General features: G+C 70.9%; 23 protein-coding genes. 11 read left to right on the forward strand and 12 right to left on the reverse strand.

Features of this window, described 5'->3' with window-relative positions; all coding sequences use genetic code 11:
- Positions 1-12: 12 nt before the first annotated feature.
- From ABXJ52_RS35500 to ABXJ52_RS35520, 5 genes are all read right to left on the reverse strand, one after another.
- Positions 13-414, reverse strand: coding sequence for a nitroreductase family deazaflavin-dependent oxidoreductase (locus tag ABXJ52_RS35500; protein ID WP_367048025.1), 402 nt, complete (start codon positions 412-414; stop codon positions 13-15).
- A gap of 503 nt (positions 415-917) precedes the next feature.
- Positions 918-1,856, reverse strand: a complete 939-nt coding sequence (locus ABXJ52_RS35505; protein ID WP_367048026.1) for a sigma-70 family RNA polymerase sigma factor — start codon at positions 1,854-1,856, stop codon at positions 918-920.
- Positions 1,857-1,866: 10 nt separating this feature from the next.
- Positions 1,867-3,129 carry an FAD-dependent oxidoreductase gene (locus ABXJ52_RS35510; RefSeq protein WP_367048028.1) on the reverse strand — a complete coding sequence of 421 codons (1,263 nt, stop codon included), beginning with the start codon at positions 3,127-3,129 and terminating at the stop codon, positions 1,867-1,869.
- A gap of 97 nt (positions 3,130-3,226) precedes the next feature.
- Positions 3,227-4,591 carry an AMP-binding protein gene (locus tag ABXJ52_RS35515; protein WP_367048030.1) on the reverse strand — a complete coding sequence of 455 codons (1,365 nt, stop codon included), beginning with the start codon at positions 4,589-4,591 and terminating at the stop codon, positions 3,227-3,229.
- A gap of 114 nt (positions 4,592-4,705) precedes the next feature.
- Entirely contained in the window at positions 4,706-5,629 is a 924-nt protein-coding gene (locus ABXJ52_RS35520) for an ANTAR domain-containing protein (RefSeq protein ID WP_367048032.1), read from the reverse strand.
- Between the two features lie 306 nt (positions 5,630-5,935).
- On the opposite strand from ABXJ52_RS35520, the gene ABXJ52_RS35525 reads away from it, so the two are divergent.
- Positions 5,936-6,352: a CBS domain-containing protein gene (locus ABXJ52_RS35525; protein WP_367048034.1), complete on the forward strand. Its 417-nt coding sequence runs from the start codon at positions 5,936-5,938 to the stop codon at positions 6,350-6,352.
- Between the two features lie 312 nt (positions 6,353-6,664).
- On the opposite strand, the gene ABXJ52_RS35530 is transcribed toward ABXJ52_RS35525, so the two are convergent.
- Positions 6,665-7,105 carry a glutaredoxin domain-containing protein gene (locus ABXJ52_RS35530; RefSeq protein WP_367048036.1) on the reverse strand — a complete coding sequence of 147 codons (441 nt, stop codon included), beginning with the start codon at positions 7,103-7,105 and terminating at the stop codon, positions 6,665-6,667.
- A gap of 76 nt (positions 7,106-7,181) precedes the next feature.
- Between ABXJ52_RS35530 and ABXJ52_RS35535 the strand changes: the two genes are divergently transcribed.
- From ABXJ52_RS35535 to ABXJ52_RS35545, 3 genes are all read left to right on the forward strand, one after another.
- Positions 7,182-7,859 carry a helix-turn-helix domain-containing protein gene (locus ABXJ52_RS35535; RefSeq protein WP_367048038.1) on the forward strand — a complete coding sequence of 226 codons (678 nt, stop codon included), beginning with the start codon at positions 7,182-7,184 and terminating at the stop codon, positions 7,857-7,859.
- Between the two features lie 32 nt (positions 7,860-7,891).
- Positions 7,892-8,422 (forward strand): DUF3291 domain-containing protein, encoded by a 531-nt coding sequence (locus tag ABXJ52_RS35540; protein WP_367048039.1) that lies wholly within the window; start codon positions 7,892-7,894, stop codon positions 8,420-8,422.
- Positions 8,423-8,508: 86 nt separating this feature from the next.
- Entirely contained in the window at positions 8,509-9,000 is a 492-nt protein-coding gene (locus ABXJ52_RS35545; protein WP_367048041.1) for an SRPBCC family protein, read from the forward strand.
- A gap of 68 nt (positions 9,001-9,068) precedes the next feature.
- Here the strand turns inward: ABXJ52_RS35545 and ABXJ52_RS35550 are convergent, their stop codons facing one another.
- From ABXJ52_RS35550 to ABXJ52_RS35560, 3 genes are all read right to left on the reverse strand, one after another.
- Complete coding sequence (locus ABXJ52_RS35550; protein ID WP_367048043.1) at positions 9,069-9,956, reverse strand: SigB/SigF/SigG family RNA polymerase sigma factor; 888 nt, start codon at positions 9,954-9,956, stop codon at positions 9,069-9,071.
- A 33-nt stretch (positions 9,957-9,989) separates the two neighbouring features.
- Entirely contained in the window at positions 9,990-10,757 is a 768-nt protein-coding gene (locus ABXJ52_RS35555) for a VOC family protein (protein WP_367048045.1), read from the reverse strand.
- Positions 10,758-11,081: 324 nt separating this feature from the next.
- Complete coding sequence (locus ABXJ52_RS35560; protein WP_367048046.1) at positions 11,082-11,816, reverse strand: alpha/beta hydrolase; 735 nt, start codon at positions 11,814-11,816, stop codon at positions 11,082-11,084.
- 144 nt (positions 11,817-11,960) lie between these two features.
- On the opposite strand from ABXJ52_RS35560, the gene ABXJ52_RS35565 reads away from it, so the two are divergent.
- Both ABXJ52_RS35565 and ABXJ52_RS35570 read left to right on the forward strand, forming a co-directional pair.
- Positions 11,961-12,368, forward strand: a complete 408-nt coding sequence (locus tag ABXJ52_RS35565; protein WP_367049475.1) for a YciI family protein — start codon at positions 11,961-11,963, stop codon at positions 12,366-12,368.
- Between the two features lie 9 nt (positions 12,369-12,377).
- Positions 12,378-13,517: a DUF6596 domain-containing protein gene (locus ABXJ52_RS35570; RefSeq protein WP_367048048.1), complete on the forward strand. Its 1,140-nt coding sequence runs from the start codon at positions 12,378-12,380 to the stop codon at positions 13,515-13,517.
- Between the two features lie 13 nt (positions 13,518-13,530).
- Here the strand turns inward: ABXJ52_RS35570 and ligD (ABXJ52_RS35575) are convergent, their stop codons facing one another.
- Positions 13,531-14,541 (reverse strand): non-homologous end-joining DNA ligase, encoded by a 1,011-nt coding sequence (ligD, locus tag ABXJ52_RS35575; protein WP_367048049.1) that lies wholly within the window; start codon positions 14,539-14,541, stop codon positions 13,531-13,533.
- Positions 14,538-15,206 carry a DNA polymerase ligase N-terminal domain-containing protein gene (locus ABXJ52_RS35580; protein ID WP_367048051.1) on the reverse strand — a complete coding sequence of 223 codons (669 nt, stop codon included), beginning with the start codon at positions 15,204-15,206 and terminating at the stop codon, positions 14,538-14,540. The genes ligD (ABXJ52_RS35575) and ABXJ52_RS35580 overlap by 4 nt, the downstream gene beginning before the upstream one ends.
- 242 nt (positions 15,207-15,448) lie before the next feature.
- Between ABXJ52_RS35580 and ABXJ52_RS35585 the strand changes: the two genes are divergently transcribed.
- The 3 genes from ABXJ52_RS35585 to ABXJ52_RS35595 are packed head-to-tail and all read left to right on the forward strand — an operon-like array spanning position 15,449 to position 18,541.
- Positions 15,449-16,330: an SDR family oxidoreductase gene (locus ABXJ52_RS35585; protein ID WP_367048053.1), complete on the forward strand. Its 882-nt coding sequence runs from the start codon at positions 15,449-15,451 to the stop codon at positions 16,328-16,330.
- 54 nt (positions 16,331-16,384) lie between these two features.
- On the forward strand, positions 16,385-17,296 hold the full coding sequence (ligD, locus tag ABXJ52_RS35590) for a non-homologous end-joining DNA ligase (RefSeq protein WP_367048054.1): 912 nt from the start codon (positions 16,385-16,387) through the stop codon (positions 17,294-17,296).
- A 60-nt stretch (positions 17,297-17,356) separates the two neighbouring features.
- On the forward strand, positions 17,357-18,541 hold the full coding sequence (locus ABXJ52_RS35595; RefSeq protein ID WP_367048056.1) for a zinc-dependent alcohol dehydrogenase: 1,185 nt from the start codon (positions 17,357-17,359) through the stop codon (positions 18,539-18,541).
- A 9-nt stretch (positions 18,542-18,550) separates the two neighbouring features.
- Here ABXJ52_RS35595 and ABXJ52_RS35600 read toward each other — a convergent pair whose 3' ends face one another.
- Positions 18,551-19,348 (reverse strand): VOC family protein, encoded by a 798-nt coding sequence (locus tag ABXJ52_RS35600; RefSeq protein ID WP_367048057.1) that lies wholly within the window; start codon positions 19,346-19,348, stop codon positions 18,551-18,553.
- Between the two features lie 243 nt (positions 19,349-19,591).
- Between ABXJ52_RS35600 and ABXJ52_RS35605 the strand changes: the two genes are divergently transcribed.
- A complete protein-coding gene (locus tag ABXJ52_RS35605; RefSeq protein ID WP_367048058.1) occupies positions 19,592-19,837 on the forward strand; it encodes a DUF6479 family protein in 246 nt (81 codons plus the stop codon).
- 58 nt (positions 19,838-19,895) lie between these two features.
- A complete protein-coding gene (locus ABXJ52_RS35610) occupies positions 19,896-20,915 on the forward strand; it encodes a Gfo/Idh/MocA family oxidoreductase (RefSeq protein ID WP_367048060.1) in 1,020 nt (339 codons plus the stop codon).
- Positions 20,916-21,031 lie beyond the last annotated feature (116 nt).

Consider the following 21,031-nt stretch of genomic DNA (forward strand, 5'->3'; position numbering starts at 1 on the left):
GGGGCGTGAGCTTCAGACGCGTTCCAGGACCACTACCGGGATCTCCCGGTCGGTCTTGCGCTGGTAGTCGTCGTAGGCCGGCCATGTGGCGGCCATGGTCCGCCACATGTCCGGCTTCTCGTCGGGCCCCGCCGTACGCGCGCGGGCGGTGTAGCGGTCGCTCTTCACCTGCACCTGGACCTCGGGGTTCGCTTCGATGTTGCGGTACCACAGGGGCGGCTGGTCCGCGCCGCCGTTGGAGGCCACCACCAGCACATCGTCACCGTACGGCTGGTAGATCAGCGGGGTGCTGCGCTGCTCGCCGCTCTTGCGGCCGATGGTGGTGAGGATCAGCACCGTGGTGTTCTGCCAGTCGTGGCCTTCCTCGCCGTCAGTCGCCACATAGCGCTCGACGTGCTCTTTACCGAACAGCATCTGCCGTCTCCTTCGTGTCCACGTGGGGTCGTGCGGGTTCTGCCTCCGCCGACCAACTCTTCATGGTCACTGTGCGGTTTCCCAGCGGAACACGCATCAAGGGGCCTCGAACGGCCAGAAGACGCCAACTCGGCGGTAGTGAAATCGCTCCTTCTACCCGCTCTTCGCCGACTGAAGACACCAGAGGAGGAACTTCAGGCGTATGGGCGGCGTGTGGGGGCAGAGCGACCTCCGACCCCAGAACCCGGTACATTCGGGCCTCGTTGACCGGGGCATGGACGAGGAGACGAGAGATCCGCTGCCCGCTCCGGAGCAAGGTCAACTGCTCACCGGTGCCTACTGGTTGGACTCTCCCGCACACGTGGCCGACGCATGCACATGGTGCACGCAGTTGGAGCGGGAGGGCGACGCTCCCGGCCGACGGTTCGGCGTGCGGGTCGAATGATGCCGCACGTACGGCCCGCGCCTCGGCGGGGGAGGGCGCGGGGCTAAGGCCGGGCCGCTCACCACTGGTCGATGGCCGGGGCGTCGGGTTCGTGCCGCGGCCACATCGTGGTGAGGCGGGCGAGGCGTTCCGCGGCGGCGAAGCCGTGCAGCGCCGCCACCTTGCCGTCGCTGACCTGGAACGCCACCGCGCCCACGACGCGGTCTTCGAGCACGGCGAGCACCGCCGGCCAGCCGTTGACCCGCCCGACGTGGATCGTGGGAGAGCCGCCGGCCAGGCGCCGCTTCGCGGGCGTCGGTTTGAAGGCGGTCCGCATCAGACTCGCGATGCGCGCCGGGGTCTCGAAGCGCAACAGCCTCTTGGTGAGTCCCGCGCCGTCGGAGACCGCGATCGCGTCGTCCGTGAGCAGCGCCACCAGCCGCTCGGTACGGCCCGACGACGCGGCGGCGAGAAACTCGTCGAGGACCTTGCGTGCCGACGCCGGGTCGACCTCACCACCTCCGCGGCGCGCGGCCGCGACCCGGCGCCGGGACCGGTGGACGTGCTGCTGGCTCGCGGACTCGGAGATGTCGAGGATCCCGGCGATCTCGGCGTGGGGGTAGGAGAACACCTCGTGCAGGACGTAGGCGGCCCGCTCGACCGGTGAGAGCCGCTCCATCAGGGTCAGGATCGCGAGCGACACGGATTCGCGCTGCTCGAAGGTGTCGGCCGGGCCGAGCATCGGGTCCCCGTCGAGAAGCGGCTCGGGCAGCCACGTGCCGGCCGCGCGCTCGCGGCGCACCGGTGCCGAACGGAGCCGGTCCAGGCACAGGTTGGTGACGACCTTGGCCAGCCATGCCTCCGGCACCTCGATCCGCCCGCGGTCAGCTGCGTGCCAGCGCAGGTACGCCTCCTGCACGATGTCCTCGGCGTCGGCCGCCGAGCCGAGCAGACGGTACGCGAGCGAGGCCAGCCGTGCCCGGCCGGCCTCGAAGCGATCAGCGACGGTGCTTTCCACGCGGAGCACCTTATGCGGCGGCGTTCTCTGACGCGACACCAACGGCCGGGGTGCCGACGGCTGTTGTGCCGACGGGCACCGTGGCGGCGGGCACGGGGGCGGCGGTCAGGCGGCGCTTGCGCTTCGGCAGGCCGAAGGTCGGGTGCGAGACGGACCACAGGCTGCCCTTGAGGATGCCCGCCTTCAGCCGCGCGGCCTTCCGGCCGCGCACGGACCAGGACTTCGCCCGTGCGTCGCCGTCGACCATCTGGAAGATCGCGTCGTACCGCCCGAGGCTGATGTGGTTGCCGACGTAGGACTTCTTGACGTTCGGGACCGGGCGTCCGGTCAGCCGTCCGATGATCGCCTCCGTCGCCTGCATGTTGGTGAACCCCGCCGAGGCGCAGGACATCGGCAGTGGCCGTCCGTTGTCGGCCATCGCGTACGCGCTGTCGCCCGCCGCGTGGACGTCCGGGTGCGAGACCGAGCGCATGGTGTCGTCGACGACGATCCGGCCCTCCTCGGTGACCTCGAGACCGGCGGCTCCCGCGATGGGGTCGACGGCGAACCCGGCCGTCCACACCGTCGCGTCGGCCGGGTAGGAGGTGCCGTCGGCGCCGACCGCGTACGTCTCCCCGACGGCTTCGATGCCGGTGTGCTCGTGGACGGTGATGCCGAGCCGGTCGAAGGCCTCGCGCAGATGGAGCCGGGCGCCCGGGGAGAGCCAGGCTCCCAGCTCACCACGGGCGGCGAGAGCCACGGAGAGGCCGGGACGCGACTCGGCGATCTCGGTGGCGGTCTCGATGCCGGTCAGGCCCTCGCCGACGACCAGCACGGAGCCGGCTCCGCCCAGAGCGTCCAGGCGTGCGCGCAGCCGTAGTGCCGACGGCCGTCCCGCGACGTCGAAGGCGTGCTCGGCCATCCCGGGGACACCGTGGCCGGCGACCCTGCTGCCGAGGGTGTAGAGCAGCGTGTCGTACGCGAGCTCGGCGTCGCCTTCCGCGCTTTCCGCGCCTTCCCCGCCGGTCACGGTGACGGTCTTGCGCTCCGGGTCGACCGAGGTGACGCGGGCCACGCGCAGGCGTACCCCGGTGCCCGCGAACACGTCGGAGAGGCGCCGGGTCGCGAGTTGCCGGCCGGTCGCGAACTGGTGCAAGCGCATCCGCTCGACGAAGACGGGCTCGGCGTTGACGACGGTGATCTCGGTGTCGGCGGGCGAGAGCCGACGGGCCAGGTTCCCGGCGGCGAAGGCCCCGGCGTAACCGGCGCCGAGGACGAGAATGCGGTGCTTCATGGGTGTGGCTCCTGTCTGAATCGCTTGCCCTTCGGCCCTTCGACCCTTTGAGCGGGACAGCGCGGCGATTCCTGACAGGGGGGAGGTGTGAGGTGGGTCACGCCTCCCGGTCGTAGACGCGGCCTTCGATGACGAGGTCGCCGTCTTTGGTGAGGTGTGCGATCTGGCCGGTCTGGAGGTAACCGTCGGGGGTGAAGGCGCGGGCGTTCCGTTCCGGGGCCTTGTAATAGCCGCGCAGGATGCAGGGGCCGCGCGTCCAGAGTTGACCGGGGGTTCCCGTGGGGACGTCGTCGCCGTTCGGGTCGGTGATGCGGATCTCGTCCCCGGGCGAGAGCGGGCGGCCCTGCGTGAGGTGGACGACGTCGTCGGTGTCGGTGGGACGGGTCAGGGACAGCAGCCCCTCGGCCATGCCGAAGACCTGCTGGAGGCGGCAGCCGAGGGCCGGTTGGACGCGGGCCGCGAGATCGGCGGGGAGGGGCGCGCCGCCGATCTGGACGAGGCGCAGGCTGGAGAGGTCGTACTGGCCGTCCGGGAGGGCTTCCAGCCACTGTCGCGCGTCAGCGGGGCCGAGGGAGGTGACGGTGACCTTCTCGGTCTCGATCACGCGGAAGGCGTCGGCGGGGCCGGGCTCGTCGATCAGCACGACGGTGCCTCCGGCGGTGAGGGTGCCGACGATGCCGGGGCAGCCGAAGGTGAAGTTGGCCGCCGCCGGGAGTGCCGCGAGGTAGACGTCCTCGGGGCCGAGGCCGATGAGTTCGCCGGCGGCCCGGGCCTGGTACGCGTAGTCGTTGTGGGTGCGCGGGACCAGGTCGGGCAGGGTCGAGGTCGCGGCCGGCCCGGTCGTGGTGGCGTCCGTCGGCAAGAGGAACGCGACGTCGTTCGGGTCGTACGTGCGGTCCGGGCCGCGCGGCGCGTCCAGGGAGCCGAAGGGGAAGAACAGGCAGCCGCTGGGGGCCGTGCCGAAGCCGCCGTGAGTGCCGTCGGGGCCGTCGAGGGTGAAGGCGAGGCGCAGACGGGGATGGTCGTCGCTGACCGCGGAGGCCATCTTGGCGTGGTCGAAGCCGCGATGCTCGGTGGGGCCCATGTAGGCGGCGGCTTCGGTGACATGGGCGAGATGCCCGATCTCTTCGGCACGGAGGGAGGTGGACGTCGGCACCGGGACCGCGCCGGCACGCATGACGGCGTAGACGGCGATGACGAACTCGGGCACGTTCGGAAGCTGGACGATGACCCTGTCACCCGCGCGGACGCCCCGGAGGGTGAGCCCGGCGGCCATGCGGTCGACGGAGCGGTTCAGCTCGCGGTAGGTGAGCCGGCGTGCGCCGTGGACGAGGGCGGTGCGGGTGGCGTGCGCACGGGCCTGCTCGGCGAGGAGTTGGGGCAGGGCGGCGCCCCGGTAGTAACCACGGTCGTAGTAGCGGCCTATGGTCTCGGGCAGGTGCGGGGTGCAGCCGCGCAGCATGGTCCAGATTCCTTCCGGTGGCGTGGGGGGATGTGGATCACGGCCGCTCACACTGGCACGCGGGATGCGGAAGCGACAACCAGCAGTTGTCCCCGGCCCCTTGCCCATCGGCTGCTACCGGCTGGAGGCGCGGGCCAGTTGGTGGAGGTCTTCCAGTGCGTCGACGAGGACGGTGTGCTGGTGCCACTTGATCCACGTGCCCAGGGCGCGGCTCGTGGCGTCCAGGGTCTGCAGCTGCGCCTGGGTGAAGCCGACCAGAGGGCGGGCGTGGTGAGAGGAGATGACACCGCGGACCGTGTCCTGTTCGTCGACGAGCGGGACGCTGTGGCAGGCGCGGCTGCCGGCCATGAGGATCACTCGGCGCGTCTGGTCGTCGAAACCGGCAGAAGTGGCCACGTCCTTGACGGTGACCTGGTGGCTTGCGGCGGCGGCCCGCGAGCATGCGGTGTTTCCGTCGACGAACGCGAAGTAGTCGGTGAACTGCCGGGGCAGCCCCGCGTGCTTGGCCATCCGCAGCACACCGTCCTCGACCAGCTGCACGTTCCCCATGTCCGTACCGGTCACGGCAAGGACGCGATGCAGCGCGGCGCCGAGGACCTCGCCCTGGTTGGCCGCGTTGAGCGTGCCTGCATCGAGCGCGGTCAGGTCGGGTATCGGATGCTGGACCCGTCCGCTGAACCACGTCTTGGCCCCCGGCGCCGGTCCCGGCGTCCGGGCCACCGCGGCGGCCAGCTGGTGCAGCTTGATGTTGGCCCGCTGGGACGCCTGACGCAGCAGGGTGAACGCCGCCTCCGCGTTCGCCAGGCGGTACCGCTCGACCAGGACGCCCTCTGCCATCGCGATCCTGGGGCGCGCACGCGCCTGGACCTCCAGCTCGGACACCTGCTCGCGCAGCTGTTCGGCGGTGGCTCTCAGCTCGTCTTCCGTCTCTGCTTTCGAGGACGGGAGGCCATCGGATCTCGGGGACGGCAGTCCATCGGCCGAGGGCTGATCCTCGGGTGGGGGCGCGGCCGGAATGTTCGTCACGCTGTCTCCCATGGCGGCACCCTGCTCCCTGGCCCTCGTCGATCGGTGAGCAGCGGACGCGACCATCGCCGACCCCGCCCACCCCAGCCCCGTTCGCTGGAGGGGCCTGCTGACCACCACACCAGGCTGACCTTAACCCGGCGTGTGCACGGTGTGACGACCCCCCTGGAACTCATGGGTGGGGAGGTGTGGTTGGGGCTGGTTTGCCGTAGATCTCCCCATTCTCGGTACCTGTCTGATTCGGCGTTATGACCGGGCACCCGAGGGCACCCGGGAAGCCACCCAGCACATCCCCGTACATCAGTGGAGGAGCCCGACATGACCAAGGCACGCGACATCATGACCGGTGGCGCCCACTGCGTGGGCGCCGAGGAAACCGTGCTCGACGCCGCCCGCAAGATGACCGAACTGGGCGTGGGCGCACTGCCCATCTGCGGAACCGACGACCGGCTCAAGGGTGTTCTGACCGACCGGGACATCGTCGCCAAGGTGCTGGGCAAGTCCAAGGACCCGGCAACCGTCCTGGCCGGTGAACTCGCCCAGGGCGAGGCCGTCACCATCGGCGCCGACGACAGCGCGGACGAGATCGTGGCGACCATGACGCATCACAAGGTGCGGCGACTTCCCGTCATCGACGGACATCGGCTCGTCGGGATGGTGGCCCTCGCCGACGCCGCCCGAGCGCTTCAGGACCCCAAGGCCGGGCAGCTCATCGAGGCGCTCTCCACCGACTGACTGATCCGCGGAGCCAGGGCCGCCGAGCCGTCGGCGGCCGACATCCAAGGGCGACTGGAGCCGCATCACCGACAACACGGCCCCAGCCTCCGCCCACCAGACGCGGCGGCGAGGCAACTCCCGCAGCCTCGCACCGCCGGGGGCGTTTCGGGCGAGAGCCGACCAGGGGGGAGCCTCGGCCTCCCGCGCTCCCGGACGCTGCCGCGCTCGGGCGGCGACGCCGGACACTCCCAGCGTCCCACTACGAGCGCGGCCTGTCCCCATGCCTGCGCAAACCCTGTGCGATGCCTGCGAGTTCCGGAAACGCCCCGATCACGGGGCAGGTCGGACGGCCTGCTCGCGCACCCATGCGGGGTCGGGGTTGACGTGCGGTCGGCCCGCCACGACGACGGTCGGAACGGTCTCGTTGCCCTCGTTGGTCGCCCGCACCACTGCCGCTCCGGCCGGGTCACGCCAGATGTCGACCCAGTGCAACTGGCGCGCGCTGCGCCCCAGTCGGATACGCAGCCGCACGCAGTACTGGCAGCCCGGCCGCCAGAAGACGATCGGCCGGCCGTCGACCGCGCTGCGGCGCTGGGCCTCCGTCGCACCGATCGACCTCGGAAAGAACAGCGGCGAGTGCACGCCCGCGAGGATCAGGAACACGAGGAAAAACGCTGCGGCCGCGCCAGGATCACCCCTGAAGATCAAGCCGACCGCAACGGCCGAGCCGCCGATCACCAGCCACATCGGAAGAATCCAAGCGCGCATCATGGACGCAGGCTAACGATGCGGACGGTCGCCGACCGGCCCTTCTATCTCCAACCCGGGTTGTTCCTAGACTGGCCGGGTGGAGGACATCGATGTGATCGCGGTGCTGCAGGATCCCGTGCGGCGCCGACTGTACGAGTACGTGGCGGCGCAAGGCCGTGAGGTCGGCCGCAACGAGGCCGCCGAGGCGGCCGGGGTGGCGCGCACGCTCGCCGCGCACCATCTGGACAAGCTGACGGACGCCGGGCTCCTGGAGAGCGGCAGCCGCCGCCTGACGGGCCGCTCGGGGCCGGGGGCGGGCCGTCCCGCCAAGGTGTACACGCGGTCGCGGGCCGAGCGGTCGGTCTCGCTGCCCGCCCGTGACTACCGCACCGCCGCCGAGCTGCTCGCCGAGGCCGCCGAGCAGGCCGGTCTCGACGCCGGGCTCTGCGCGGCGGCGCGCCGCAGGGGCGAGGCTCTGCGCGGATCGGCCGAGCCCTGCGGCGGCCTCGAAGAAGCCATGGAGATGTTGACCGCGCGCGGCTACGAACCGCACATGGAGGGTCCCGAAGGCGCGGAGGAGGAAGCGCCCGTCGTCCGTATGCGCAACTGCCCCTTTCATGCCGTGGCCGAGCGCTTCCCACCGCTGGTGTGCGGAATGAATCTCGCGCTCCTCGAAGGGCTGCTCGGTTCGGAAGGCCCGGTCCGCGCTCGCATGGACGCTCGGCCCGGGGAGTGCTGCGTCGTGCTCGACTCTTCTAAAAACCATGGGCGTTGACATAGAAAAGCGGGCCGTGCTGGGATGAGGCCATGACCGCATCCGCCGCGCACGGCGCCCACACCCACACAGACGGCCACGCCCCCACGCACGCCCATCTCGCCGAGCTCAACATCGCCACGCTTCTCCACCCCCTCGACGACCCGCGCATCGCGCCGTTCGTCGAGTTGCTCGATCCGGTCAACGCCGACGCCGACGCCGCGCCCGGCTTCGTGTGGCGGCTCGTGGAGGAAGGGGCGGCCGACGCCACCGGTCTGCGCCCGGCAGGTGAGGACGTCATCGTCAACCTGTCGGTGTGGGAGACCCAGGAGGCGCTGTGGGACTTCGCCTATCGCAGCGGGCACCTGGAGGTGATGCGCAGGCGGCGCGAATGGTTCGAGCGGCACGTCAAGGCGCACATGGTGCTCTGGTGGGTCCCCGCCGGACACCTCCCGACCGTCGGCGAGGCCCTGGAGCGCCTCGCGGACCTGCAGGCGCACGGCCCGTCCCCGCGGGCGTTCACGTTCACCTCGTCCTACACCGCGGCCGAGGCCGCCGAGCACCTTCAGGCCGCCCGGCGATGAGTTCCGTGGCGCCGGGTCGTCTACATGTCGGGACCATGCTTTCCGCGCCTGCGGAGGCCCGACGAGGTGACAAGGAGCGAGCGATCGTGGACCAGGAGAACGTGAGCGCCACCCTGACGGTCGCCGCGCCCGCCGCGAGGGTGTTCGCGGTACTCGCGGACCCGACGACGCACTCCGCGATCGACGGCACCGGCTGGGTCCAGGAAGCCGCCGACCGGGCGCCGCTGACCGAGGCGGGGCAGATCTTCCGGATGGACATGTACCACCCGAACCACCCGAACGGCGACTACCGGGTGGCCAACAAGGTCCAGGTGTTCGACCCGCCGCGCGCCATCGCCTGGCTGACGGGGGAGGAGAAGGAAGGCGGCCGTCTGGAGTTCGGCGGCTGGTTCTGGCGTTACGACCTCGTCCCGCTCGACCCGGCGCAGACCGAGGTCACACTCACTTACGACTGGTCGGCCGTGCCGCAGTTCATCCGCGAGTACCTCCAGTTCCCGCCTTTCGGCCCCGAGCACCTCATCAATTCGCTGCACCACCTGGCGAAGCTGCTCCCGGGCCACCGGACGGACGCGACGTGATGTGGGGAGCTGTGGGTCCGGGCAGCACGCTGCCCGGACCCACAGCCCCGTAATCCCGCCGGCGTCTCCTAGTCGTAGGTGAGCAGACCGGTGCGGAGGACGGCGAGGGTCGCTGCCAGGAGCCGGGACACGTGCATCTGCGAGAGTCCCAGAGCGGCTCCGATCTGCGCCTGGGTCATCTCCTGGCCGAACCGCATCTCGATGATGCGGCGTTCGCGTTCGTCCAGTCCGGCCAGGAGCGGGGCCAAGGCGTGCAGGTCCTCGAACACCTCGATGGCCGGGTCCTCCTCGCCCATGACGTCGGAGAGGGAGCGACCGGTGGTCTGCGCCCCGCCCTCCTCTCCCTCGCTGCGCGGGCTGTCCAGCGATCCGGCGGCGTAACCATTGGCCGCCACGATCACCTCCAGGACCTGGTCCTCGGTCACCGAGAGGTCGGACGCGAGCTCCGTGACCGTGGGTTCGCGGCCGAGTGTCGAGGACAACCGCTCCTGGGACTTGACCAGTTGAAGCCGCAGCTCCTGCAGTCTGCGCGGTACGTGCACGGCCCAGCTGGTGTCACGGAAGTAGCGCTTGATCTCCCCGAGGATGTAAGGGACCGCGAAGGAGACGAACTCGAAGCCGCGGTCGACGTCGAACCGGTCGATCGCCTTGATCAGGCCCACGATGCCGACCTGGACGATGTCCTCCAGCTGGCCGTTGCCGCGGTTGCGGTAGCGGCCGGCCACGTAGTGCACCAGCGAGAGGTTCATCTCGATCAGGGTGTTGCGCGTGTACAGGTAGGCGGGGGAGTCCTCATCAAGCGCCTTGAGCTCCTCGAAGAAGAGCTTCGACAGCTCCCGGGCGTCCCGCGGCGCGACCTGGTCGGCTTCCTCGATCCACGGCAGCCCGACGCTGTCGCCCCGTGCCCGTCCACCCGGCTCGGCGACCTCGTCCACGTCCGGCGCCTGCAGAAACATCGTCTGACTCCTCACTCTCTCGTTCTGCGTTGCTCAGTTCGCCACGACCGTGAAGGGGTTGCCCTCACGGTCCGCCAGCACGGCTTCGCGCCGGCCACGGGGACCTTCCGGCGGTGAGATGACCCGCCCGCCCCAGCCGGTGGCCGCCACGGCTGCCACGCCGACGTCGGCCACGCGAAAGCACGGCTGCCACCCGGACGCCGTGGCATCCCTGAACGCGGCGACCGTGCGCAGCCCGTCGCGCACCTCGATCTGCCCGTTCGTGTACTCCACGTCGCAGCAGTCGCCCGACGTGCCCGCCCAGCCCAGTACGTCCCCGTAGAAGTAGGCGGCGGCGAAGATGTCCCGGGTGCGCAGCTCGAGCCGGGCGACGGGGCCCGTGCCCACCCTCCACCGGGGGTCGGGGGCCTGCTGGCGCAGCCCGAACACCGCTTGCTGCGGACCCGCGGCCACGGCCAGTCGCCCGGTTTCCGTGGACAGCGGCCCTACGGCGACGGTGGCGCCGCGATCGCGCAGCCTGCCCACCATGGCGTCCACGTCATCGACGCCGAAGTACGGAATCCATCCCGCGGAGACGCCCAGGTCGCACGTGGCCTGGCTGATGGTCCCCACCGGTGCTCCGCACCGCAGCGCCAGGAAGCGAGCCCGGTCCGGCGCACCGATCAGCGGGACGTGGCACCAGCCGAGAACGCGGGCGTAGAACTTCTTGGCGGCCAGGACGTCACCGGAGGCCAGGCTGAGCCAGCACGGCGCACCCCGCGCCTTCTCCGAAGCGCGCGGCGACGAGCTGTTGCCGGGCACGGCACCCCGCCGTTCACCGGGCGGCGGAACAAGACGCAGCCCTCCGCCCCGCCGGAACGGCCTGACGCCGGTCCACACCCGTCCCGCATCCCGGCCCTGCCCCCTCGCACGCGGAGCAGGCCTCTCCCGCCGCTGCTGCTCGCGCTCGCTGCTCACACCGATGTCCCTTGGCATAGCGCCCTCTCCCCATCTGGTTCGCGGTCTCGCCAGGTGGTTCCGCAGACGGGAGGCGCCATACCGGGACCTTCCTCACCCATCCCGAGGACCAAGGCCCTGCCCTGCCCAGTGCCAAAGCCCCGCTCCCCTTACGGGCAGGGGACACCGCTAACGGGAAGGGGACACCGCGCCCGCTATCAAGCGGGCTGTCTCCCGCCCGATACGCGATACGGACGGCTCGTCCGTCGCCAGGCACCGGTGCGCGGCCGGGTCGTACACACAGCCGAGTACCCCGGCGTGGTCGGTCACCGGCTCGGAGAGTTCGGAGTCCCAGCCGTGGGCGAGGAGGGCTTCGTGCAGTTCGCGCGAGGAATCGACGGGCACGATCTCGTCCGTGGTGCCGTGCACGAGCCGTACGGGTATCGGTGCCACCGCCCGTCCGACGGCGTGGAGGGGCGCGGTGCCCGTGGTGGGCGCCGGGCGCCGATAGCCGCCCGCCACGCCCACCACCGCGGCGGGCCTCCAGCCGCCGACGACGTCCGGCCGCAGGGTGACGCCCAACGCGGCGGCTGCCCCGGCCGACCACCCCGCCAGGACCAGACGGCCGGTTCCGCCGGTGAACGCGGCCACGTGGTCGCGGGCGAACCGCAGGGCGTCGGTGAGATGTTCCCGGCCGCCGTCGGGCCGGTCCGAACGCCAGTCGGGGACCAGGACGGTGGGACCGAACCCGGCGATCTCCCGGGCCAGCGAGGCCATCACCTCTCGCTCGTCGGGCCCCATGCCATGCCAGAGCAGCACGCACCGGTCATCCCGCTGCCCGGAAGGACGGATGGGGGCGTGGATGTCGAGGAGCTTGCCGGCGCCGCCGGTGGCGTAACGCTCGGTCCGGGTCGTGATCGTCAAGACTGTTCCTCCGAGTCTCCGGGCCGGGCGCTCCTCGAAAGAAATTCGAGAAGAGTCGCGCGGCGATGTCGAGAATCCGAATCCCGCTCCGTCCCCGTGGTGAACGCGACCACAATGGGCCGCACCAGCACCGAGGAGAACACCATGGCGAAGTACCTGCTCCTGAAGCACTACCGGGGCGCCCCGGCCGCGGTCAACGACGTACCCATGGAGCGCTGGACGCCTGATGAGATCACGGCCCACATGCAGTACATGCGCGACTTCGCGGACCGGCTGGAGAAGACCGGGGAGTTCGTCGACGGCCAGGCGCTCGCTCCCGAGGGGACGTTCGTCCGGTACGACGGAGAGGGCCGCCCGCCGGTCACCGACGGCCCCTTCGCCGAGACCAAGGACCTCATCGCCGGCTGGATGGTCATCGACGTCGACACCTACGACCGCGCGCTCGAACTGGCAGGGGAACTGTCGGCCGCCCCCGGGGCAGGCGGGAAGCCGATCCACGAGTGGCTCGAGATCCGCCCGTTCCTGGGCGCGAAGCCCACCGCCACGGAGTGATGGCCGGACATGGACGAAGCCCAGCTCCGGAGTCTCACACCGAGCGTGCTCGGAATCCTCGTCCGCCGCGGAGCCGACTTCGCGGCGGCCGAGGACGCCGTACAGGACGCCCTGGTCGAGGCGGTCCGCGTCTGGCCGGACGAGCGGCCCCGGGACCCGAAGGGCTGGCTGGTCACGGTGGCCTGGCGCAAGTTCCTCGACGCGACCCGCTCGGACACCGCACGCCGTCGGCGTGAGGACCTCGTCGACGAGGAGCCGGCACCCGGACCCGCGTCCGCCGTGGACGACACGCTCCAGCTCTACTTCCTGTGCGCCCACCCGAAGCTGACGCCGTCGTCCGCGGTCGCGCTCACGCTGCGCGCCGTCGGCGGTCTCACCACCCGCCAGATCGCCCAGGCGTACCTGGTGCCCGAGGCGACCATGGCGCAACGCATCAGCCGGGCCAAGCGAACCGTCTCCGAGACGCGGTTCGACGAGCCCGGCGATGTCGCCACCGTGCTGCGGGTCCTCTACCTGGTCTTCAACGAGGGCTACTCCGGCGACGTCGACCTCGCCGCCGAGGCCATCCGGCTCACCCGGCAGCTCGCGGCCGCGATCGACCACCTCGAGGTGGCGGGCCTGCTCGCCCTCATGCTGATCCACCACGCCAGGCGCGCCGCCCGGACCGCGCCCGACGGCAGCCTCGTGGCGCTCGCCGAGCAGGACCGCGGCCGGTGGGACACCACGTCCATCGCCGAGGGCATCGGGATCCTGCACGCCGCCCTCGCCCGTGACCGCCTGGGCGAGTTCCAGGCCCAGGCCGCCATCGCCGCACTCCACGCGGACGCACAAACCGCCGAGGAGACCGACTGGGTGCAGATCGTCGAGTGGTACGACGAGCTCGTACGTCTGACCGACAGCCCGGTCGTCCGGCTCAACCGCGCGGTGGCCGTCGGTGAGGCCGACGGACCACGCGCCGGTCTGGCGGCGCTCGCGGCCCTCGACGACTCACTGCCACGGCACGCCGCGGTGGCGGCGTACCTCCACGAGCGCGACGGGGACCTGAAGGAAGCGGCGCGGCTCTACGTCGAGGCGGCCCGCAAGGCGCCCAACCTCCCCGAACGTGACCACCTGACGCGTCAGGCGGCCCGGCTCAACGCGACCACGTAGCCGGCCACGCGGCTCAGGACTCCCCGCGCTCCCTGACCACATCGGCCGGGTTCTTGTCGTCCCGCAGCCCCTGGAAGCGGGGGTGGCGCAGCATGCCGTCGCGCGTCCACTCCGTGAAGGCGACCTGCGCCACGAGACGCGGCTGCGCCCAGTGGGGCCTGCGCTCCGCGACGGTGTCCGCGAACGGCGATTGCCGTACCTGGAGTTCGTCGAGTTGCCGCCGCAGGGACATCAGGGTGCGCGCGTCGAAACCGGTGCCGACCTTGCCGGCGTAACGCAGCCGTTCGCCCTCGTAGTAGCCGATGAGCAGCGCGCCGATGCCCGACCGGCTGCCCGCGGGCTCGGTGAACCCGCCCACCACGAACTCCTGGCCCCGGGAGCACTTCAGCTTGAGCCAGTCACCCGAGCGGCGTGCCTGGTAGGTGCTGTCGGCCCGCTTGGCGATGAGGCCCTCCCAGCCGCGCCCGCACGCGTCGGCGAGGAGCTCGGGACCGCCTTCGTTGCGATGGGTGCTGAACCGCAACGGCGCGGTGAACGTGATCGAGCGCCGCAGCAGGGACTTACGGGTGCGCAACGGCAGCCGCCGCACGTCCATGCCGTCCAGGCGCAGCAGGTCGAAGACGTAGTAGGTCACCGCGACCTTGCTCGCCGCCACGTCGGCGGGCCGGGTGAGCCCCATGCGCTGTTGCAGTCGCGAGAAGTCGGTCCTGCCGTGCGAGTAGGCGACGATCTCCCCGTCGACCGTGAAGTCCGCACTGTCCTGCCCGGCGAGCGCGTCGATGATCTCCGGGTACGTGGCGTCGAGCCGTCGACCGGACCGGGACCGGAGCGTCAGCGTGCCGTTCTCGCGCACCGCGAGTGCCCGGATACCGTCCAGTTTCCGTTCGAAGATCCAGCCGCCCGGAAACTGCCGCAGGTTGGTGAGCGTCGCCAGCATCGGGGACGCCGCGAGTTCGACGCCCGGCGCCGCCTCGCGGGTGCGGGCGGCCAGGTCGGGCGGCAGCGTGTCCAGCAGGCCGGTCATTTCCGCTCACCCCGGTCGGAACGCCAGGTCGGCGCGTCCGGCGCCTCGGCGACCTGGCGCAGCGTACGGCCGCTGCGTGCCGAGCGCGCCCGCCGTGGATCGGGGGTGCCGCCACCCGAGTGGTGGCCGGTGCGCACGAGCAGCCAGGTCGGCTTCGCGGAGGACCCTCCGCTCTTCTCCTCGCGGCTGTGGAAGCGGGTGAGCGCGTACTCCCCGCGCAGTTTCTCGCCGTGCAGGACGAACGTGGCGTGACCGTTCTCCAGGGCCTGGTCGAAGGGCACCGGCCGGTTCCGCTTGTCGTGACTGGTCGGCCGATACGTGCCGTGGTCCCAGACGATGACGGTCCCGCCGCCGTACTCGTCCTTGGGGATCACTCCCTCAAAGTCCCGGTACTCCATGGGGTGGTCCTCGGTGGGGATGGCGAGCCGCTTGTCGTGCGGATCGGTGGAGGGGCCTTTCGGGACCGACCAGGACTTCAGTACGCCGTCTACCTCGAGGCGGAAGTCGAAGTGCACCGAGCTCGCGTCGTGGATCTGCACCACGAACGCGGGCTCGTCGGCCGGAGTCCGCGCTGCGTCCCGCGTCCCGCGCTCGCCGCGCGGCTCGCTCGTCCGCTCGAAGTGCCGCTTGTCCCGATAGGTCCGCAGCTGGTCCTTCTCGCTCACCTCAGCTCCCTTCCACCGACCGGTCCGGAGGCCGCGTACAGGTTATGCACCCCCGATCTCACCCGCACGGCGAGCCGATCGGAATGTGTGGGACCGCGGCTCGCGGGACACCCGGTGCCCCGATGGCTCCCGTTCACTCAGGTCGTGTGCCGCGAGCGGAGTCAGGCGTTCGCGCCCCCGAGAGGTGCGGAGCAAGCTGGAGAGAGTGGACCCAGAGTGGACCCGAGGAAGGAAGCGCACCGATGAGTGACAGCCCGCAGGACCCGACGACCAAGCACCCGCAGCCGGAGTTCGCCCAGCAGGACCAGCAGACCCCCGGCTGGACCGGGCCGATGGACCCGCCGCCCGACCACGGCGAGGAGTCCTACCGGGGGAGCGGACTGCTGCAGGGCCGGGCAGCTGTCATCACCGGCGGCGACTCCGGCATCGGCCGGGCCGTGGCCATCGCCTACGCACGTGAGGGCGCGGATGTCCTGTTCACCTATCTGCCCACGGAGGCGGGGGACGCCCAGGAGACGGTCAGGCTCGTCGAGAAGGCGGGGCGTCGTGGTCTGGCCGTGCCGTGCGACATCCGGGAAGAGGAGCAGTGCCGGCGACTGGTCGAGCGAGCCGTGGCGGAGTTCGGACGCATCGATGTGCTGGTGAACAACGCGGCGTACCAGATGTCGCAGCCCGAGGGCATCACGGAGATCTCCACGGAGCAGTTCGACCGTGTCGTGCGCACGAATCTGTACGGCATGTTCTGGCTGTGCAAGATGGCCGTGCCGCACATCCCGTCGGGCGGCTCGATCATCAACACCACGTCGGTACAGGCCTACAAGCCGAGCCCGCACCTGCTCGACTACGCCATGACCAAGGGCGCCATCGTCACCTTCACCCAGGGCCTCGCGCAGATGCTGGTCGAGAACGGAATCCGCGTCAACGCCGTCGCTCCGGGGCCGGTGTGGACGCCGCTGATCCCGGCCACGCTGCCGGACACCAAGGAGTTCGGAAAGCAGGCCCCGATGGGCCGGCCCGCCCAGCCCGCCGAGATGGCGCCCGCGTACGTGTTCCTCGCCTCGGAACACGCGAGCTTCATCACCGCGGAGATCATGAACGCCACCGGAGGTACGCCGCTCCCGTAGTCCGGACGGGGCGTGAGGAGGCAGCACAAGCATCCGCGCTAAGGAGGCGGCGAGGTGAGTTCCAGCGTTGAGCTACGGGTCGGACGACGCAGGATCGAGGTCAAGCGAGCCGAGAAGGAGCTGTTTCCCGAGGACGGCATCACCAAGGCCGACCTCGCCGAGCACTACCGGCGTGTGGCGCCGCGCATGCTGCCCGAACTGCGCGGCAGGCCACTGATGCTGGAGCGGATGCCGGACGGGATCGACGGGGACCGCTTCTACCAGAAGGAGGTCTCCGACTACTTCCCCGACTGGATTCACCGCACCACGGTGTCCAAGGAGGGCGGCGAGGTCACCCATGTGGTCTGCGACGACACGGCGACCTTGGTCTATCTCGCGGGCCAGGCGTGCATCACCCCCCACCGCTGGCTGAGCCGCGCCGACCGGCCGCGCCGCCCCGACCGCCTCGTCTTCGACCTCGACCCGCCCGGCGACGACTTCGAGCCCGTGCGCCGCGCGGCACACCATCTGCGCGAACTCCTCGATGAGCTGGACCTTCCGTCGGGCCTGATGACCACGGGCTCACGTGGCCTGCACGTCGTCGTGCCGCTGAACCGGCGCGACGACGCCGACGACGTGCTCGCGTTCGCCCGCGCCGCCGCGGACGAACTGGCCGCGCGCCACGAGCGGGAGCTGACGACCGAGCCCCGCAAGGACGCACGCAAGGGGCGGCTGTATCTCGACGTGGCACGCAACGGCTACGCCCAGACCGTGGTCGCTCCGTTCGCCGTCCGGTCACGGCCGGGCGCCCCCGTGGCCGCGCCCTTGGGCTGGGACGAACTGGACGCACCCGATCTGACCGCGCGCCGCTGGACCGTCAGCGACCTCGGTGACCGCCTCGACAAGGACCCCTGGGCCGGCCTCACTCGTCACGCGCGTGGCGTGACCGCGGCAGCCCGGCGTCTGCGAGAACGTACCCACGCATAGTGACGCCCTCTCGGGAGACCCGCAGGGGACCGAGCGTCGCCGCTAACGAAGGAGAGCCCGATGCGAGCACTCACCTGGCACGGCAAGCGCGATGTCCGTGTCGAGACCGTCCCCGATCCCGTGCTGCGGGACCCGACTGACGTCATCGTGCGGGTGACTTCCACCGGTGTCTGTGGTTCGGACCTGCATCTGTACGAGGTCCTTGGGCCCTATCTCGACCCCGGCGACATCCTGGGGCACGAACCGATGGGGATCGTCGAGGAGGTCGGCGCCGGAGTCACCGAACTGTCGGCCGGTGACCGGGTGGTGGTGCCGTTCAACATCTCCTGCGGGCACTGCTTCATGTGTGACCGCGGCCTGCAATCGCAGTGCGAGACCACCCAGGTCAAGGAGCGCGGCACGGGCGCGTCCCTCTTCGGATACACCAAGCTCTATGGGCAGGTGCCCGGCGGGCAGGCGGAACTGCTGCGGGTGCCGTTCGGCAACACCTTGCCGATCAAGGTGCCGGAGGGCCCCGCGGATGACCGGTTCGTGTTCCTGTCCGACGTGCTGCCCACTGCCTGGCAGGCGGTGGAGTACGCCGACATCCCGCCCGGCGGCACGGTGACCGTCCTGGGCCTTGGGCCGATCGGCGCCATGGCGGCGCGTATCGCGCTGCACCGGGGCGCGAGCCTCGTCGTGGGCGTGGACCTGGTGCCCGAGCGCCTGAGCCGCGCCTACGGCGACGGCGTCAAGGCCCTTGACCTGCGCCGGTACGGCAAGGACCTCGGCGACAAGATCCGGGACCTGACGGACGGGCGCGGCACGGACGCCGTCATCGACGCCGTAGGGATGGAGGCACACGGCGCGCCCCTGGCCAAGGCGGCCCACTGGGGCGTGGGCCTGCTGCCGAACGCCGTGGCCGAGAAGCTCATGGACCGCGCCGGCATCGACCGGCTCAGCGCCCTCTACGCGGCGATCGACATCGTCCGCCGGGGAGGCACCGTCTCCCTCTCCGGTGTCTACGGCGGCTCGGTCGACCCCATGCCGCTCCTGACCATGTTCGACAAGCAGATCCAGCTCCGCATGGGACAGGCCAACGTCAAGCACTGGGTGGACGACATCCTCCCCCTCCTCACCGACGAGGACCCGCTCGGAGTCGACGACTTCGCCACCCACCACATGACCCTGGAAGACGGCCCCAAGGCGTACCAGATGTTCCAGGACAAGGAAGACGGCATGATCAAGACGCTGCTCAGGCCTTGAGCTGGTTGCTCAGGCCTTGAGCTGGGTCACGACGAAGCGCGCCCCGTCGGGATCACTCAGGAGCGCCTCCGCCGCCCCCTCCGCGCGGTGCAGGAGGCTGCCGCCGTAGGCTCGCGCGGCCTGGACGCAGGCATCCACGTCGTCGACCGTGAAGTGGATCTGCCAGTGAGGGCGGATCTCTGGATCGGGCGCGGATTCCACCGCGCCCGAATGGATGCGGGCCACGACATCGCCCCCGCTGCGCAGGACGACCTTGTCGTCCTCGTAGTGGACCTCGCAGCACCCGGAGGCGGTCGACGCCCAGCCGAGGACCTCGGCGTAGAAGATGGCCGCGTCGAAGGCGTCCCGGGTGTAGAGCTCCACGAAGACCGGTGCGGCGCGGCGCCATTCCTCCCAGTCGGACACCAGCTCGCCCTCCCAGATGCCGAATACCGCCCCCTCGCGGTCGGCCAGCAGCGCCGCTCGCCCGGGAGGGAACGAGATGGGCCCCACGGCGGTCGTCCCGCCGCGTTCCTGACTGCGGGCCACGGTCTCGTTCGCGTCGGACGCGGCGAAGAAGGGAGTCCAGGCGACAGCCGTCCGCCCCACGGCCTCCACGGCCGAGACCCCAGCCACCGGCACACCGTTCACACTCGCGAATCTGTACTCGTCGCCCAGTTTTCCGATGCGCCAGTCCCACCCCAGTACGGCGTGGTAGAACTCCTCCGCAGTCTCTAGATCACGCGTGGTCAGACTGACCCAACAGGGTGCTCCGAACACCGAGCTGCTGGCTACGTTCTGGTTTGCAGGTGCCTTTTCGCTGTTCATCTTCGTACCGTTCTGAGGTCGATGGGCGCCCCACCCTCCGGGTTACCGGCGCCCGACCTCGCGAGGCCGGGAGACGACCCGCGTCAGCGGCCCGCGCCCGTGATCCCTTTCGGCTCCATCATCCCCATCGCGGGGCCTCACGTCGCGCTGTACTCCGGCATCGGGCCGGGGGCGGCACGCGGCTCGGCACGCCCCATCCCACTGGCGGGCGCTTTTTCTCCTCGGACGGGGTAGATCATCGTTATGCGTACTCACAGCTATACCGTTCTGGCCGTCGAGGGCGGCGGCTCGTTGATCTTCATCATCGTCGGCCTCTTCGTGGTCATCGGGCTGCTCACCATGTTCGTCAGCGGCCGGCGCCGCGCGGCCCGTCGCACCGAGCCCACCACGCCCCCGCACAACGCCAATCCTCCCAGCGGCGAGGCCCAGCGCGGCACCACCTGGCAGACCCCTGACGACGACCCCGACCAGGGGCACCCCCACCCCTGAGCGGATGATGGCGGGTAGTTCCTGACCAGAGGGCACCAGGAGGGGAGACACCATCGTCATGCCATCTCAGCGAGGACTCGGTGTGGCCGTCATCGGCACCGGCAAGATGGGCGCGGACCATGTGCGCCGGCTCCACGAGGTCATCAGCGGGGCGCGGGTGGTGGCCGTCGCCGACATCGAGGCGGAGCGGGCGAAGTCCCTGGCCGCCACGATCGACGGGTGCACGGCCTACACCGACCCGGCGGCCGCCATGGCGGCGGGAGAGGTGGACGCCGTACTCATCGCCTCCCCCGGCGAGGCCCACGAGGCGGCCCTGATCGAAGCCATCGGCCGTGATCTGCCGGTGCTGTGCGAGAAGCCGATGACTCCGGACACGGCCTCTTCCCTGCGCGTCCTCGATGCGGAGCAGCGGCTCGGGCATCGGCGCGTCCAGGTGGGCTTCATGCGGCGCTACGACGCCGAGTACGTCAAGCTCGAAGGGCTGCTCCGCAGCGGCGAGTTGGGCGCGGCCCTGATGCTGCACCAACGCCACCGCAATCTGGCGATGCCGCCGGGGTTCACCGACGAGATGCTCATCACCAGCTCGGTCTCCCATGAGGTGGACGCGACGCGCTGGCTGCTCGGCCAGGAGATCGCGGCCGTCACCGTGCTCAAGCCGACGGCTTCGTCGCTGGCACCGGCAGGCATGAACGACCCTCAGTTCGTCCTCCTGGAGACCGCGTCGGGTGCGCTCGCCGACGTCGAGATCTTCGGCCACTGCGGTTACGGCTACCAGGTCCAGGCGGAGGCTGTCTGCGAGCGGGGCGTCGTGCGCATCGGGGACGAGCAGGGCCCCCGGGTGAGCACCGAGGGCCGCTGGGGAGGTCACGTACCCCCGGACTACGTCGAGCGTTTCGAGGACGCCTACGACCGCGAGGTGCAGGCCTGGGTGGACGCGACCCGCGGGGACGAGGTCACGGGGCCGAGCGCCTGGGACGGCTATGCGGCCGCGGCCGTGTGCGAGGCGGGCCTGGCGTCCCAGCGTGATGGCGGGCGCGTCGAGGTCGAGCTGGTGGAGCGACCGGAGTTCTACGGGTAGCGGGTGACCCGGGCTCTACGAGTGAACCGTGCGGCCATGGCGGGCGACGCCGCATGGCGGGCGGCGCCGGATCCGGTGCCGCCCGCCATGGCCGCGTAGCCGCTGTGGCTCCCGGG

The sequence above is a fragment of the Streptomyces sp. Je 1-332 genome, from assembly GCF_040730185.1.
Lineage (GTDB): Bacteria > Actinomycetota > Actinomycetes > Streptomycetales > Streptomycetaceae > Streptomyces.